Here is a 14,061-nt window from a genome sequence, read left to right as displayed (position 1 = left end):
GCTACAAAAGCGGCCAGCACAAATGAAAAGGCCTGCAGCAGGCGTTCACCTGCTGCAGGCCCGGATGTGACGCAAAAACGCTTACTGCAGTTCGGGCGGAATGCTCGAAACCATCGGTGCTGCGTTCTGGTTACTGACCGGCACGGCAATTTCTACCGGCATGCCATCTTCTGCGGCGACCACGTCACGAACCATGTCCCAGTTCATGCGCAGGTTATTGGCCAGGTCTTCGCGCTTGAGCAACGCATTGATAACCGCCGTGTGCTTGTCGACCACCGACGGATTGCCATGATCGTCCAACGGCGTGTGGGCCTCGAGATACACCTTGCCGCCACTTACGCCGAACTTGTAAGGCTCGTTGATGATACGTACCGGCGTACCCACCGGCACCATCTTCGACAGCTCCAACACATTGTTATTGAGCATGCGGAAACAGCCATGACTGGTGCGCATGCCAATGCCGAACTTCTTGTTCGAGCCATGGATCAGGTAACCCGGCGTGCCCAGGGTGAACTTGAACGGCCCCAGCGGGTTATCCGGCCCAGCCGGCACCACGGTGGGCAGGATGTCACCATCTGCGGCATGCTCGGCACGGATCGAGGCAGGTGGGGTCCAGGTCGGGTTCGGGGTCTTGGCCGTGATCTTGGTACTGGTGATAGGCGAACCCCACCCTTCCCGCCCGATACCCAGCGGGAAGGTGTGCACGACGTTCTGCCCTTTCGGGAAGTAGTACATGCGGTACTCGGCAAGGTTGATGACAATACCCTCGCGCGGCCCCGGCGGCAGGATATAGCGGGTCGGCAGAATGATCTCGGTACCGGCGCCGGGCAACCAGGGGTCGACACCCGGGTTGGCGGCGATCATTTCCAGGTAGCCGAGGTCGTTGGCAGTGCCGATGTCGGCGAACGTGTCCTCGTACTTGGCCTTGATCACCTGCACCTGGCCAACGACGTCTTCACCAGGTGGCGGCAGAGGCAGCTCCAGCGCAACGGCACGGCCCGCTACCAACAGGGCGGCCAGGGTCAGGCAACGGGTGACGGCGGGAAAGCGCGGCAACATCCGGTAAATCCTTCGAAAGGTTGTCAAGAGGGTCGATTGTACACCCGCCCCGGCCCAAGCGGGAGGCGTTGAAGATTAACAAGCGTTTCAGATGATGAAAGGTGCGTGCAGTTCCCCGGCGCACAGCGCCTCAGAGTTCTGGCCACACCGGGCGCATGCCTCTGCGCTGGGCGTCGAGAATGGCCCGGCACAGGTCACAGAGGCGACCGTCGCGGTAGATCGAGCGCTGCACGCCCGACCAACGCGGTTGCGCCGGCAGCAACCCACCACACAAGGTGCGATCGACCGGTACACCCAGTTCAAGTTGACGCGCGACCAGATGGACGCGGATTTCCTGGCAAGCGAACAGGTCGAGCTGTTCATCGGGCTCGATCAGTTGGTAGGCATACAGGGACCAGGCAGGGCGTGGCATTGGGGGCTCTCGAAACGGGGGGCGCAACATTAGCCGAAAGCCGGCCCCGTTTAAAGCTTCACAGCAACGGTTTTATCGCCGGCCAGGCATTTTCCAGCAAGCGCTGCTGAGCCCCTTGCGCCGGATGGATGCCATCGGCCTGCATCATCTCCGGAACACCGCCTATACCCTCAAGAAAAAACGGCACCAACGGCACGTGTTTTTCCGTTGCCAACTGCTCGTACACCTTGGCGAAGGCCGTGGTGTAGCGTAATCCGTAGTTGGGTGGCAGGCGCATCCCTAGAAGCAGCACCTTGGCTCCCGACTGGCGTGCGCTTTCGATCATCGAGGCAAGATTTTGTTGCAATTGCTGTGGCGGCTGGCCGCGCAGCCCATCATTGCCACCCAGCTCAAGCACCACAAGGCTCGGCTTGTGCGCTGCAAGCAGCGCCGGCAGCCGCGCCTGGCCACCTGCACTGGTATCGCCGCTGATCGATGCGTTGACCACCTGATCGTCGAAACCTTCGTCCTTGAGCCGGGTCTGCAACAAAGAGACCCACCCCAGGCGGCTATCCAGGCCAAAACCGGCGCTGATACTATCGCCAACTATCAGCAGTGTTCCCGCCGCCGCGCTCTGGGCCAGGCAATACAGGGCCAGACCGGCACTCAACCACCACACTCGCATTGGATTCTCCATGGGCCCCAGTATTCTCGTTGCGCAGAACCTTAGCAAAGTGGTCCCCAGTGCGGAAGGTGACCTGACTATCCTTCACGCCCTGTCCCTGGACTTGGCGCAAGGCGACAGCCTGGCCATTGTCGGCGCCTCGGGCTCTGGCAAATCGACGTTGCTTGGGCTGCTCGCCGGGCTCGATCGCCCCAGCGCCGGCAAGGTCATCCTCGCCGGGCACGACCTCGGCCCGCTGGACGAAGATCAACGCGCCCGGGTGCGCGCCGAGCATGTCGGTTTCGTGTTTCAGTCGTTCCAGTTGCTCGACAGCCTCAACGCCTTGGAAAACGTCATGCTGCCACTGGAGCTGGACGGCCGCCGCGACGCCCGTGAGCAGGCCCACACCCTGCTCGAAAGGGTCGGCCTAGGTAAGCGCCTGAGCCACACCCCGCGCCAGCTATCGGGTGGCGAACAACAGCGGGTAGCGATCGCCCGCGCCTTCGCCGCCCACCCGGCGGTGCTGTTTGCCGACGAACCCACCGGCAACCTCGACAGCCACACCGGCGAGCGTATCAGCGACCTGTTGTTCGAACTGAACAAGGAGCGCGGCACCACCCTGGTTCTGGTCACCCATGACGAACGCCTGGCCCGCCGCTGCCGGCGCCAGATCCGGCTGGATGCGGGGCGCCTTGTGGCGCCGGTGGAGGCCTGATGACGCACATGCCGCTGTCCCGCCTGTGCGGCCTGGCGCTGCGCCAACTGCTGCGCGATGTCCGCGCCAGCGAAGTGCGCGTGCTGTTCTTTGCGCTGTTGGTGGCTGTCGCCGCCAGCACCGCAATCGGCTATTTCGGTGCCCGCCTCAACGGCGCCATGCAATTGCGTGCCAGCGAGTTCCTAGGTGCCGACCTGGTGCTGCAGGGCAGCGTGCCAGCCCGTGACGAGCAGATAAACGCTGGCAAGGCGCTGGGCCTGCGCCACGCCCAGGTGGTGGAATTCACCAGTGTGGTGGGGGGCGATGCCGGCATTCAGTTGTCGAGCATCAAGGCCGCCGATGGTGCCTATCCGCTGCGCGGCCAGGTGCGCAGCGCTGCCGCGCCCTATGCCCAGGAGGCGCCCGGCGGGGGCCCGGCCCCGGGCGAGGCATGGGTCGAGCCACGCCTGTTGGCAGCCCTCGGCCTGGCCGTAGGCGACAGCATCGATGTCGGCATGAAAACCCTGCGCATGACCCGCGTGCTGACCTACGAACCGGACCGGGCCAACAATTTCTACAGCCTGACGCCTCGGGTGATGATGAACCTGGCCGACCTGCAGGCCACCGGGGTCATCCAGCCTGGCAGCCGGGTCAGTTACCGTGACCTGTGGCGCGGTGATACCCAGGTACTGGCGCAGTATCGGCAAGGGCTGGAGAAAGACCTCGCTGCCAATCAGCGCCTGCTCGACACCCGCGATGGCAACCGGCAGATCGGCGGCGCCCTGGGCAAAGCCGAACGCTACCTGAACATGGCCAGCCTGGTGGCGGTACTGCTGGCAGGGGTCGCGGTGGCGCTTTCGGCCAGCCGCTATGCGCAACGGCGCCTCGACGCCAGCGCCCTGCTGCGTTGCCTGGGCCTCTCGCGCCATCAGGCGCTGGGCCTGTACTGCCTGCAATTGGCCATGCTCGGCTTGGTCGCCGCAGTCGCGGGTGCGCTGCTTGGCTGGCTGGCACAGCTGGGGCTGTTCCGCCTGCTGCATGGCCTGCTGCCCAGCGTTGTGCCAGGTGGCGGCATCGTCCCGGCACTGGCCGGCATCGCCACCGGGCTGGTGGCCCTGGCCGGTTTTGCTCTGCCACCGCTGGTGGCGCTGGGCAAGGTCCCGCCGCTGCGGGTACTGCGCCGCGACTTGCTGCCAGTACCACCGAGCAGCTGGCTGGTGTATGGCGCTGCCCTGCTGGCATTGGGGCTGATCATGTGGCGCTTGAGCCTCGATCTGCTGCTGACGTTCGCCCTGCTCGGTGGCGGGCTGATCGCCGCGCTGGTGTTGGGCGGCCTGCTACTGCTCGGCCTGCGCAGCTTGCGCCGGTTGCTGGCAGGTGCTCCATTGACATGGCGCCTGGGCCTGGGGCAGCTATTGCGCCACCCCATGGCAGCGGCCGGACAGGCCCTGGCGTTTGGCCTGATCCTGCTGGCCATGGCTCTGGTCGCCTTGCTACGCGCGGAGCTGCTCGATACCTGGCAGGCCCAGCTCCCAAAGGACGCGCCCAACCATTTCGCCCTGAACATCCTGCCGGACGATCGTGAACCTTTTGCCCAGCGCCTGCACGAGGTGAATGCCACCTCAGCACCGCTGTATCCGGTCACCCCGGGGCGGCTCATCCAGATCAACGACCAGCCTGTGCAGCAACTCGTCAGCAAGGACTCTGCTGGCGAACGCGCGGTACAACGCGACCTGAGCCTGACCTGGGCCGCCGAGCTGCCCGAGGGCAATACGCTGACCGCAGGCAGTTGGTGGCAGGCACGGCCTTCGGCCAATGAGACCCCAGGCGTTTCGGTAGAAGCCGAGCTGGCCAGCAGCCTGAAGGTGCAACTGGGCGATCTGCTCACGTTCGACATCGGCGGCGAGCATCGCCAAGCACGGGTCAGCAGCCTGCGCAGCGTGCACTGGGACAGCTTCCAACCGAATTTCTACATGATCTTCCAGCCCGGAACCCTTCAGGGGTTGCCGACCACTTACCTGACCAGTTTCTACCTGGCGCCTGGGCATGACCTGGACGTCGTTGCCCTTTCCCGGGCGTTTCCGGCGGTGACCATTCTGCAGGTCGATGCCTTGCTCGAGCAGTTGCGCAGTATCCTCGCCCAGGTCACCTTGGCGGTGGAGTATGTGCTGCTGTTCGTATTGGCAGCGGGGTTGGCCGTGCTGTTCGCCGGTTTGCAGGCCACACTGGATGAGCGCATTCGCCAGGGGGCCTTGCTACGCGCACTCGGTGCACCGCGCCCGTTACTGGTCAAGGCACGGCGTATCGAGTTCGGGCTGCTGGGGGCAGCGAGTGGCGCACTGGCTGCACTGGGGTGCGAGCTGATTACCCTGGTGCTCTATCGCTATGCGTTCGACCTGCAGTGGAGCCCACACCCCTGGTTACTGGTGCTGCCGTTGGCGGGGGCATTACTGGTGGGTGGCGCTGGCGTGCTGGGTACGCGGCGGGCACTCAATGCCAGCCCATTGACGGTTCTGCGGGAGGGCTAATGGCTACGCTGCCGACCTGAAGCTACAGGCAAGAGCAGACCTGCTTTTGCTTGCAGCCTGTAGCGCGCAGCACGTCACTGCCCATAGCTGATACGGTTCACATACCAAGTTGCCTCGCCCGTGGGCGTGTGCACCACTACCTCATCGCCCTCTTCTTTCTTGAGCAAGGCACGCGCCATGGGTGAATCGATCGAAATGTAGTCATTACGCCCATAGATCTCGTCATACCCGACGATGCGAAACTTCATGGTTTCGCCGTCATCGTTCTCGATCTCGACCCAGGCACCGAAGAACACCTTGCCCTCCTGCTGAGGCGAATAGGCCACCACCTTGACGTCCTCGAGGCGTTTGCGCAGGTAACGGACGCGGCGATCGATCTCGCGTAGCAGCTTCTTGTTGTACTGATAGTCCGCATTCTCGCTGCGATCCCCCAGCGAGGCGGCCCACGCAACCTTCTGGGTGATTTCGGGGCGATACACACGCCACAGATGGTCCAGCTCCTTCTTCAGGGCCTCATGACCAGCCGTGGTGATGATATTGGTGCTCAACACCGCACTCCTCAGCGTCGGGTAATCAGCCCCTGGCGCGCGATGCGGGTGAGATGGCCGATGACCTCGGCAGCCTCTTCACGGGCCGGCGCCTGAATTACCGCCAGATCGAAACGGTCATCGGCATATTGCTCGAAGCGGCAAGCGGTTTCGGCAAACTGGATGAGGAAGGCACGGGCCTGACCTTTACGGCGTGACAAGCCTTCAAGGTGGCGCAGGAGTGTGGGCTGATGCTGGCCACCGAGCAGGATACGCGGTGTACGGGCAGCCGGGCTTGCAGGTAGGGGGCTCAAACAGACACTGGTACGTGGGCAACTCATGGAGTCTCTCTCCGCCTCGCGAATCCCGCTGGGCAGCGGTGGGAGGCGTCACCGAACCAGCGCTTTAGCGGTATTTCGGATGACCCGGAGGGTGGGCCTTCCCGCGCCCCGCAAGTAGCTGTTTAAATCGGCGCAGGCGGTATCCTAGAGCCTCGAGCGGCAAGCTGCAAGTAGACGTTCAGCGCAGGCTGCCGCCCGCTTCGCTGCGCACCAGGTCACGCCTCGGTTTTCTAGCGTTTCGCGACGCCCTCCAGAGCCGCACGTTCACGGTTGAACGCCAGGAAATACTTGTTCACGCTGTTGACGAAGTTCACCGGCCCCATGCCCACCTGTTCCATGGCCACCCGTTCGGTCTGGAAAAACCATTGGTTGCCATTGAGGCCCCGTTTACGGGCCTCGGCACGCATGGCTTGGACCCGCTCCGGGCCCAGGTTGTAAGCCGCCAGCACGAAGGCCATGCGCTCCCGTTCATTTATTTGCGGGCTGGCGAAGAACTTGCGGCGGATGAGCGCCAGGTAACGGGCGCTGGCCTGAACATTGCCATCTACTGTGGCGGTATTGCTGACCCCCACCCGTTGGGCAGCCGAGGGGGTGATCTGCATCAGGCCATGCGCCCCGCCGGTGCCTCGCGCTGCCGGGTCGAGGGTCGACTCCTTGAACGCCAGTGCGGCAAGGTTCAGCCAGTCGATCTGCTGCGCCTCACCGTGCTTTTGCAGCACCGGTCGCAGGGAGACCAAACGCTGACGATCTTTACGGGCGAGCGGATCGTGCACACGGTATTGGCGCCGGTAGATGCGCTCGAATGCCGCGTCCTGGTTTTCGGGTGCGCGATAGCCTTGCAGGAAGCGGTCAACTGTTGCCAGCAGTAGGGTTGCATCGCGGCGTACATACCAGCGCATGGCCTGGGGCTGGGCCAGGTGCACGCGGTTGTCCAGGCGCAGGCGCGGCATCACCCTGGACCAGCGCTGGGCAATCGGCCGCTCCACGATGGTCAGGTGGTAGATGCCGGCCTGAACCATCTCCAGCACGTCCTCCACGGCCAACGTCGAATCGACCCATTCGATCTTGATCGGTGGCCGCTTGCGCAGCGCCAACTGTTGGTTGAGCTGCTGGATCACTGCACCGGCAGCACTGGCGCTGGTGAGCGCCACCGTGCGCCCGGACAACTGTTCGACGCGGGTAAAGCTACGTTCGCCCTTGCGCCCGACCAGCCACAACGGCACTTGGTCCAGCACCGGCGCGCTGCTGTTCACCCCGCCCACCAACCCTGGGTCGAGCAACTCGCCCGGCGCGGCCAGGTCACCCTCCCCGCGCTGCAAGGCACCCAACAGCTGCTCCTTGGCCCGCGGGATAAGCTTAAGGCGGATCTGCTGCCCGTCCCCTGCGCGGGCGTTGAGATAATGCTCGAGCCCGCGTAGGCGGTAATATTCGATGCCCACCGGTTCGCCCTTGACCTCCCCGGAACTGTTGCGGCTTTGATTGACCAGCACCCGCAATACCTTGCTGCTGCGGATCTGTTCAAGGTCACGGGCCTTGCCCGCAGGGACGTTCTGCTGCGGACCCGGCAGGCGCGCGTAGGCGGGGCCGAAGGTCATCAGCCCAAGCATCAGCAGCAGGGTCAGCAGGTGTCGCAGCATGCGAGAACATGTCCGAGGTCGGTGGGCGCTGGCCGCGTGATACGAGCGCCTCGTGATAAATAACGGTAAAAGACCATGGCAACAGCATGAAGTTCTTGGTTTTTTCCGATTATCGCGGTTTTTGCTATGCTGGCCGCCCCGCGGCACGAGGTAGCACCATGCAACTGATCGATATCGGCGTCAACCTGACCAACAGCAGTTTCCACGACCAGCAGGCCGCCATCGTCGAGCGTGCCATCGAGGCCGGCGTGGTGCAGATGATCCTGACAGGCACCAGCCTTGCGGTCAGCGAAGAGGCTTTGGCGCTGTGCCTGCAACTGGATGCCGACGCCCAACACCTGTTTGCCACGGCCGGTGTCCACCCGCACGATGCCAAGGCCTGGGATGCGAGCAGCGAGGGCCAATTGCGCCAGATGCTGAGCGAATCACGTGTTCGCGCCGTCGGCGAGTGCGGCCTGGACTTCAACCGAGACTTCTCCCCACGCCCACTTCAGGAAAAAGCTCTGGAGGCCCAGTTGGCACTGGCCGCCGAGTTGCGTCTGCCGGTTTTCCTGCACGAGCGTGATGCCAGCGAGCGGCTGCTGGCGATCCTGAGGGATTACCGTGACCATTTGCCCGCCGCAGTGGTGCACTGCTTTACCGGCGAACGTGACGCATTGTTCGGCTACCTGGACATGGACCTGCACATCGGTATCACCGGCTGGATCTGCGACGAACGCCGTGGGACCCACCTGCACTCACTGGTCGGCAACATTCCCCAAGGGCGCCTGATGCTGGAAAGCGATGCGCCCTACCTGCTGCCGCGTACGCTGCGGCCAAAACCAAAGAACGGGCGCAATGAGCCGGCATACCTGCCGCAAGTGCTGCAGGAAGTAGCGTTGCACAGGGGTGAAAGCGTCGAGTCCACTGCGGCACATACCACTGCCACGGCCAAGGCGTTCTTCCAGCTTTGCTGAGCACTCACAGCTGTACGGCCCATGGCGCCGCCGCTGTGGGCTTAAACCTTTTGTTGATGCACATCAAAGCCTCTCTGGTGTGAACGGGCACAATGATGGCACCTTGCCAATAATGTTTCCGCTCAACTCAGAGAAGACCTACCCATGGGTGCCTGGCTTAGCAATATTTCCCTGAAGTACAAATTCTGGGCCGTCAACGCGGTGGCCTTTGTCACGACCCTGTTGCTGGTGCTGTACGCCGTGCACCTGGAACAGCAGGCCCGAGCCGAAGCCACACAGGCCCAAGCCCAGTCACAGGCACAGCTGCTGGCCGCATGGCCCGCCGGGCAGCCCCTGCCCCGCCAGGACAACGTGATCACCTGGCAAACGGGGCAAACCCCGTCCTTTGCCGGCCATCCGCTGGAGGCGCTGGGCAATGCGCAGGGCTGGGTCGCCCTGCCGGCCGCCTGGATCCTTGGCGACAACCCGCTGCGCGGTGCCCACGTACTGCGCCATGGCGAGCAACAGGTAGCGGTGCTGGCGCAGTCTCCGAGCCTGCGTCAGGTGTTCTTCGACCGCTTCAGCAATTACGCCGTCTGCGTGCTGATCCTCATGCTGGCCATGCTCTGCGCCTCACAGCTGCTGATCCGCTTCCTGCTAAGCCAGCTCAATACCCTCAAGGACGTGATGCTGCACGTGGAAAAGACCGGCGACCTGTCGGCCCGTGTGCCTCTTGCCAGCGGCGATGAAGTTGGCCAGATGGCCGGCGCCTTCAACGCCATGCAGTCGACGTATCACCGTGTGGTCAGCACCGTTGCGCGCACCGCCGCACAGCTGGACTCGGGTGCCGCGCGCCTGGCGGCAAGCATGAACGAAGTACGCCATGGCATGCTCGGCCAGCAGAGCGAGACTGACCAGGCGGCCACCGCGATCAACGAAATGACCGCCACCGTGCACCATATCGCTCAGCATGCCGGCGCTACTCGCGACCTTTCGCAGAGCGCCGACTCCCTGGCCGGCAGTGGCAAGGAAGTGGTCAGCCGGGTTCAGGATTCGATTTCCGGGCTGTCCAGCGGCGTTCAACAGACTGCCGAAATGATCCGGCAACTGGCCGAGGACAGCCAGAAGATCAACGGTGTGGTCGGCGTGATCCACAGCATTGCCGAGCAGACCAACTTGCTGGCACTCAATGCCGCCATCGAAGCGGCCCGCGCCGGTGACCTAGGCCGTGGTTTTGCTGTGGTGGCCGACGAAGTTCGCAGCCTGGCCAAGCGAGTGCAGACGTCCACCGACGAGATCACCAGCATGGTCGCCGACCTGCAGGCCGGTACCCGTGATGCCGTGGAATTCATGCAGGAAAGCTCGTACAAGGCCGACGACTGCGTCAGGCAGGCCCAGGAAGCCGGGGCGGCGCTGGCGGAAATCACCGGGGCGGTGGCGCAGATGCGTGAGAGCAACACGCAGATCGCCGTGGCAGCCGAGCAGCAAAGCCAGGTAGCCGAAGAAATGAACCGCGCCGTCGTGAGCATCCGCGATGTCACTGAAGACACGGTGCAACAGACCGTCAGTTCGGCCACCACCAGCAGCGAACTGGCGACCCTGGCAGGCGAGCTGAACAAAGCCATCGGCCAGCTCAAGCTATAGCGGCCATAGCCAGCCTACATTGGCTGCGCGCCCAGCGCCGCACTAAACTCTGGGCATGACCGAGAGGAAATGCCCATGAACAAACGCTTGCCAAACCTGCCCGCCTGGCAATGGCGCGGCTATCACCACAATCATCGGCACCCTACCAACCTGGTGCTGCACTTGATTGCCGTCCCGCTGTTCATTCTCGGCGTCTTGCTGGTGCTGTCAGGCCTGTTTGCCCTGGACCTGGGTCAGATTGCCGTCGGTGTCATCGCCCTGATTGCAGGGCTGGGCCTGCAGCGCCAGGGCCACCGCCTGGAGGTCGAACAACCCGAGCCGTTCGCCGACCGCAAGGATGCCATGCAGCGCTTGCTGACCGAGCAGTTCATCACCTTTCCGCGCTTCGTCCTCAGCGGCGCCTGGTGGCGTGCCTGGCGCGAGCGGCACAAGCACCGGCACTGAGGCCTAGGCAAACACCGTGACCGTCTGCCGGCTCAATGCCAGCAACACCCCATCTGCGGTCCACAGCGCTGCCGCCGCATGCCCGTAGCCATCCCGGGCATGCTCGGTTTCTACACAATAGCGGCACCAGTCGTGGGTCGACAACTGCGCAACCGGCTGAATGAATTCGATGGTCCACGTCAGCGTGCTACCAGCGGCGGGCTGCTTGAGCACGGGCATCAGGCTTGGTGGCCAGGCATCCACAAGGGCCAGCAGGTGGGCCTCGTTGACCGGCTCTTCAGCAACCTCGCGCAGGCGCACCCAGCCCCCCATCTTGCGCGAGGGATTACCACTGAATGGCAACCCGCCAACGGCCCAGCGTAACGCGACATGGCGCATGAACTCCGGTGTGATGCCCTGGATGTAAGGCAGCTCTGGAGCCGCTTGCTCAAGCGCGCTCATCTCGATGGCCGGCATTGCCGGGACATCGACCACCGAAGGCCGACCCGCGCCGAAACTGCCCTGCACCAATGTCACCACTTGCCCATCCTGGACGGCGCGTCCCAACAGTGTGCTGACCGCCTTGCCTTCACGCAGCACCTCGACTTCGAAACGGGTGGGCACACCTGGCGCGGCCGGGGCTACAAAGCTGATGGCCAGCGAACGCACGGGGCGGTTATCAGCAAGTTTCAGGCGCATGGTTTCATACACCATGGCGGCCATCAGGCCACCGAAAGCGGCGCGCCCTTGCGCCCAGGCGGCCGGGATGCTGACGGCGTCAGGGGTGGCGCGCACGGCATCGAGCAGTTGGTTGAAATTCATGGGCCGGCTCCTGCTTACGACGAAAGAGGTTTGCCCATACTAGCCAGCAACCCGCGTTCGTTCAGCCCGCATATCGGTCATTTACTGGGCTTGCGCCGCTCAAGCGCTGCATGCAGTGCCTCCAGCGTGGCGTCGGACTGGCGTTCGGCTTCGTGCAGTTCCTGCTCCCAATCGGCCGTGAAAGGTCCCAGGACGGCCTGCTCGCGCGCCTGCAACAGCCATTGCAGGCGGTCATGCCAACTGCCCAGGTCGCCTTGGGCTTGCTTGAGCAGGCGCTGCAGCTTCTTGCCGGCATGGTCCAGCTGAGGATAGGCCTGATCGCCATAGCGCACCCGTTTGATCAGCAGGCGCAGGCGATGGCGATCGTGGGCGGGGTCTTGCAGTGCGTCGTTCAACGTGCGCCATTGCTTGACCAGGCGTTTGTCGACGCGCTTGGTCAGGGACTTGGCCAATCCCTCGCGCTGCGCTGCACGCAAGAACAGCGGGAACGCGTCGAGAATGCTCAGCACCCGGCTCAGCTGCGGGCTCACAGCGACGCTGGCGAAGGTAGCCGAGCGCCGCTGCAACAGCCGCTGCGCAGCTTGGGCGAAGCCCCGCTTGACCAACTCGGCGGCTAGCACTTCACGGTCACGCAAGGGCGTGGTCAGGGTGCCAAGGGCTTTTGCCGCATCCTCCAACTGCTCGACCCCCGGCAAACTGCGCAGGGGCCGCAACAGGCTGCGCAGGCGCCGCACAGCAATACGCAGGTCGTGCAACGCCTCGGCGTCGGTATCGGCAGCCAACCGCTCCCGGCAGGCCAGCAAGCGCACCTGCAAGTCCAGCACCTGGGCTACCACATGATCGAGCATGGCGGACATACGATGCTCCTCGGTCAGCGCCCGGCGCGCGACTCACGAATGTAGAAACGTGCCTTCTCGGCCTTGTTGGTGCACCCTTCGAAGCCTTCGAACTGCTGCTGCGTCTTGGCCCCGGTCAGCAGCGACAAGGCCTTGGAATAGCTGACAGTGCCTGCAAAACCTTCAGCCTTGGCCAGGTCCAGCTCCTTCCAGGCGGCATCGAGCTGCGTCGCGCAGCTGTCACGGTAGGCCGTCTTGCCCGCACAGCCAGCAAGGGCCAGGGCAAGCAAAGGAAGGCAGATCCAGGCTTTCATCAGTGATACCTCAACGGTGGAAATAGAGTGGCTGTTCGACGCTCGGGCGCATGAAAAGTGCCGCACTCGGCATGCTTTGCCTAGAGTCTACATTGAAGCACAGGCAACGCTGGGTGCATTGTAGGACCATGGTTGCACAGGCTGGGGAAAGATCATGAGCAAACGTGTGGCATTGGTGTTGGGATCGGGGGGCGCCCGGGGTTATGCCCATATTGGCGTGATCGAAGAGATCGAACGGCGTGGCTACGACATCGCCTGTATTGCCGGCTGCTCCATGGGCGCGGTGATCGGGGGTATCTACGCGGCAGGCAAGCTCGAGGATTATCGCAACTGGATCGAAAGCCTGGATTACCTGGATGTACTACGTCTGGTGGATGTCAGCTTCCGCCTGGGCGCAATCCGTGGTGACAAGGTGTTCGGCCAGATCCGCAAGATCGTGGGCGAGATCAACATCGAGCAATTGCGCATCCCTTACACGGCGGTGGCGACCGACCTCACCCATCAGCAGGAAATATGGTTTCAGGAAGGCTGCCTGCACCAGGCCATGCGTGCCTCGGCGGCGATTCCGAGCTTGTTCACGCCAGTGGTCCAGGGCAACCGCATGCTGGTCGACGGCGGCATTCTCAATCCGTTGCCGATCGTGCCGGTGGTGTCCAGCCACTGCGACCTGATCATCGCGGTAAACCTTAACTCCACCAACCAGAAGCAGTACCAGCTACCGGTGATCGAACGGCCGGCGGCGTTCAAGATGCGTTTTGACGCGCTGCTCAGTTCACTGGGCTCGCGCCTGCCGTTTCGGCGCAAGCCTGCCGAGGAGTTGATTCGTATCGAGCAGGAGATCGTGGCCGAAGGGCTGGCGCCGCCTAACCCATGGTTGGCCGAGACAGCCGACCCAGAGGGCCAGCAACCGGCGGCGGCGCCAGAGAGTGAGGGCGCACCGAAATCGGCCACCGGCTCGTTCATTGTCGACAACGTTGGGCCGGCGTCGCTGCTGGACCTTATCAACCAGAGCTTCGAGGTGATGCAGACGTCGCTGGCGCAGTACAAGATCGCGGGGTATCCCCCAGATGTGCTGATCAACGTACCCAAGCGGGTATGCCGGTTTTTCGAGTTTTACAAGGCACCCGAGCTGATTGCCCTGGGCAGGGAGATTGCGCGGGACACGCTGGACAACTACGAGGGGGTGATACGCTAGCCCGCAAAAAGGGCCGGTACTGCTGGCAAAACGAAACAGGCCGCATTACGC

At 63.5% G+C, this 14,061-nt stretch carries 15 protein-coding genes; 6 read left to right on the top strand and 9 right to left on the bottom strand.

Annotated elements, in window-relative coordinates:
- Window positions 1-81: 81 nt before the first annotated feature.
- The 3 genes from APH34_RS23730 to APH34_RS23720 all read right to left on the bottom strand — a co-directional run bounded on the left by APH34_RS23730 (window position 82) and on the right by APH34_RS23720 (window position 2,135).
- Window positions 82-1,059, bottom strand: a complete 978-nt coding sequence (locus APH34_RS23730; protein WP_054903221.1) for a L,D-transpeptidase family protein — start codon at window positions 1,057-1,059, stop codon at window positions 82-84.
- Between the two features lie 130 nt (window positions 1,060-1,189).
- On the bottom strand, window positions 1,190-1,471 hold the full coding sequence (locus APH34_RS23725) for a hypothetical protein (RefSeq protein ID WP_054903220.1): 282 nt from the start codon (window positions 1,469-1,471) through the stop codon (window positions 1,190-1,192).
- Window positions 1,472-1,529: 58 nt separating this feature from the next.
- Entirely contained in the window at window positions 1,530-2,135 is a 606-nt protein-coding gene (locus APH34_RS23720) for an arylesterase (RefSeq protein ID WP_054903219.1), read from the bottom strand.
- A 10-nt stretch (window positions 2,136-2,145) separates the two neighbouring features.
- On the opposite strand from APH34_RS23720, the gene APH34_RS23715 reads away from it, so the two are divergent.
- Window positions 2,146-2,829, top strand: coding sequence for an ABC transporter ATP-binding protein (locus tag APH34_RS23715; protein ID WP_054903218.1), 684 nt, complete (start codon window positions 2,146-2,148; stop codon window positions 2,827-2,829).
- Window positions 2,829-5,336 carry an ABC transporter permease gene (locus APH34_RS23710; protein WP_054903217.1) on the top strand — a complete coding sequence of 836 codons (2,508 nt, stop codon included), beginning with the start codon at window positions 2,829-2,831 and terminating at the stop codon, window positions 5,334-5,336. The genes APH34_RS23715 and APH34_RS23710 overlap by 1 nt, the downstream gene beginning before the upstream one ends.
- Before the next feature lie 74 nt (window positions 5,337-5,410).
- Here the strand turns inward: APH34_RS23710 and greB are convergent, their stop codons facing one another.
- The 3 genes from greB to APH34_RS23695 form a co-directional block, all read right to left on the bottom strand.
- The gene (gene greB, locus APH34_RS23705) at window positions 5,411-5,884 is read right to left on the bottom strand and encodes a transcription elongation factor GreB (RefSeq protein WP_054903216.1); all 474 of its coding nucleotides are present in this window, start codon (window positions 5,882-5,884) and stop codon (window positions 5,411-5,413) included.
- 11 nt (window positions 5,885-5,895) lie between these two features.
- A complete protein-coding gene (locus tag APH34_RS23700; protein ID WP_054903215.1) occupies window positions 5,896-6,204 on the bottom strand; it encodes a hypothetical protein in 309 nt (102 codons plus the stop codon).
- 230 nt (window positions 6,205-6,434) lie between these two features.
- Entirely contained in the window at window positions 6,435-7,841 is a 1,407-nt protein-coding gene (locus APH34_RS23695) for a transglycosylase SLT domain-containing protein (protein ID WP_054903214.1), read from the bottom strand.
- A 158-nt stretch (window positions 7,842-7,999) separates the two neighbouring features.
- Here APH34_RS23695 and APH34_RS23690 point away from each other — a divergent pair, with 158 nt between their 5' ends.
- The 3 genes from APH34_RS23690 to APH34_RS23680 all read left to right on the top strand — a co-directional run bounded on the left by APH34_RS23690 (window position 8,000) and on the right by APH34_RS23680 (window position 10,864).
- Window positions 8,000-8,797 carry a TatD family hydrolase gene (locus APH34_RS23690; protein ID WP_054903213.1) on the top strand — a complete coding sequence of 266 codons (798 nt, stop codon included), beginning with the start codon at window positions 8,000-8,002 and terminating at the stop codon, window positions 8,795-8,797.
- 144 nt (window positions 8,798-8,941) lie between these two features.
- Window positions 8,942-10,420, top strand: a complete 1,479-nt coding sequence (locus APH34_RS23685) for a methyl-accepting chemotaxis protein (protein WP_054903212.1) — start codon at window positions 8,942-8,944, stop codon at window positions 10,418-10,420.
- A gap of 75 nt (window positions 10,421-10,495) precedes the next feature.
- On the top strand, window positions 10,496-10,864 hold the full coding sequence (locus APH34_RS23680) for an Mpo1-like protein (protein ID WP_054903211.1): 369 nt from the start codon (window positions 10,496-10,498) through the stop codon (window positions 10,862-10,864).
- Window positions 10,865-10,867: 3 nt separating this feature from the next.
- On the opposite strand, the gene APH34_RS23675 is transcribed toward APH34_RS23680, so the two are convergent.
- The 3 genes from APH34_RS23675 to APH34_RS23665 form a co-directional block, all read right to left on the bottom strand.
- Window positions 10,868-11,665 carry an acyl-CoA thioesterase II gene (locus APH34_RS23675; RefSeq protein WP_054903210.1) on the bottom strand — a complete coding sequence of 266 codons (798 nt, stop codon included), beginning with the start codon at window positions 11,663-11,665 and terminating at the stop codon, window positions 10,868-10,870.
- Window positions 11,666-11,742: 77 nt separating this feature from the next.
- Window positions 11,743-12,522: a CHAD domain-containing protein gene (locus APH34_RS23670; RefSeq protein ID WP_054903209.1), complete on the bottom strand. Its 780-nt coding sequence runs from the start codon at window positions 12,520-12,522 to the stop codon at window positions 11,743-11,745.
- 14 nt (window positions 12,523-12,536) lie between these two features.
- Window positions 12,537-12,815, bottom strand: coding sequence for a hypothetical protein (locus APH34_RS23665; RefSeq protein WP_054903208.1), 279 nt, complete (start codon window positions 12,813-12,815; stop codon window positions 12,537-12,539).
- A gap of 154 nt (window positions 12,816-12,969) precedes the next feature.
- On the opposite strand from APH34_RS23665, the gene APH34_RS23660 reads away from it, so the two are divergent.
- Window positions 12,970-14,010 carry a patatin-like phospholipase family protein gene (locus tag APH34_RS23660; protein ID WP_054903207.1) on the top strand — a complete coding sequence of 347 codons (1,041 nt, stop codon included), beginning with the start codon at window positions 12,970-12,972 and terminating at the stop codon, window positions 14,008-14,010.
- The last annotated feature ends 51 nt before the right edge of the window (window positions 14,011-14,061 follow it).

Source organism: Pseudomonas sp. NBRC 111131 (genome assembly GCF_001320525.1).
GTDB lineage: Bacteria > Pseudomonadota > Gammaproteobacteria > Pseudomonadales > Pseudomonadaceae > Aquipseudomonas > Aquipseudomonas ceruminis.
This window is presented reverse-complemented; position numbering and strand designations above follow the sequence as displayed.

Coding starts and splice junctions, on each gene's coding strand:
- APH34_RS23730 (WP_054903221.1), bottom strand. CDS start 1,059: ATGTTGCCGCGCTTTCCCGCCGTCACCCGTTGCCTGACCCTGGCCGCC.
- APH34_RS23725 (WP_054903220.1), bottom strand. CDS start 1,471: ATGCCACGCCCTGCCTGGTCCCTGTATGCCTACCAACTGATCGAGCCC.
- APH34_RS23720 (WP_054903219.1), bottom strand. CDS start 2,135: ATGCGAGTGTGGTGGTTGAGTGCCGGTCTGGCCCTGTATTGCCTGGCC.
- APH34_RS23715 (WP_054903218.1), top strand. CDS start 2,146: ATGGGCCCCAGTATTCTCGTTGCGCAGAACCTTAGCAAAGTGGTCCCC.
- APH34_RS23710 (WP_054903217.1), top strand. CDS start 2,829: ATGACGCACATGCCGCTGTCCCGCCTGTGCGGCCTGGCGCTGCGCCAA.
- APH34_RS23700 (WP_054903215.1), bottom strand. CDS start 6,204: ATGAGTTGCCCACGTACCAGTGTCTGTTTGAGCCCCCTACCTGCAAGC.
- APH34_RS23695 (WP_054903214.1), bottom strand. CDS start 7,841: ATGCTGCGACACCTGCTGACCCTGCTGCTGATGCTTGGGCTGATGACC.
- APH34_RS23690 (WP_054903213.1), top strand. CDS start 8,000: ATGCAACTGATCGATATCGGCGTCAACCTGACCAACAGCAGTTTCCAC.
- APH34_RS23685 (WP_054903212.1), top strand. CDS start 8,942: ATGGGTGCCTGGCTTAGCAATATTTCCCTGAAGTACAAATTCTGGGCC.
- APH34_RS23680 (WP_054903211.1), top strand. CDS start 10,496: ATGAACAAACGCTTGCCAAACCTGCCCGCCTGGCAATGGCGCGGCTAT.
- APH34_RS23675 (WP_054903210.1), bottom strand. CDS start 11,665: ATGAATTTCAACCAACTGCTCGATGCCGTGCGCGCCACCCCTGACGCC.
- APH34_RS23670 (WP_054903209.1), bottom strand. CDS start 12,522: ATGTCCGCCATGCTCGATCATGTGGTAGCCCAGGTGCTGGACTTGCAG.
- APH34_RS23665 (WP_054903208.1), bottom strand. CDS start 12,815: ATGAAAGCCTGGATCTGCCTTCCTTTGCTTGCCCTGGCCCTTGCTGGC.
- APH34_RS23660 (WP_054903207.1), top strand. CDS start 12,970: ATGAGCAAACGTGTGGCATTGGTGTTGGGATCGGGGGGCGCCCGGGGT.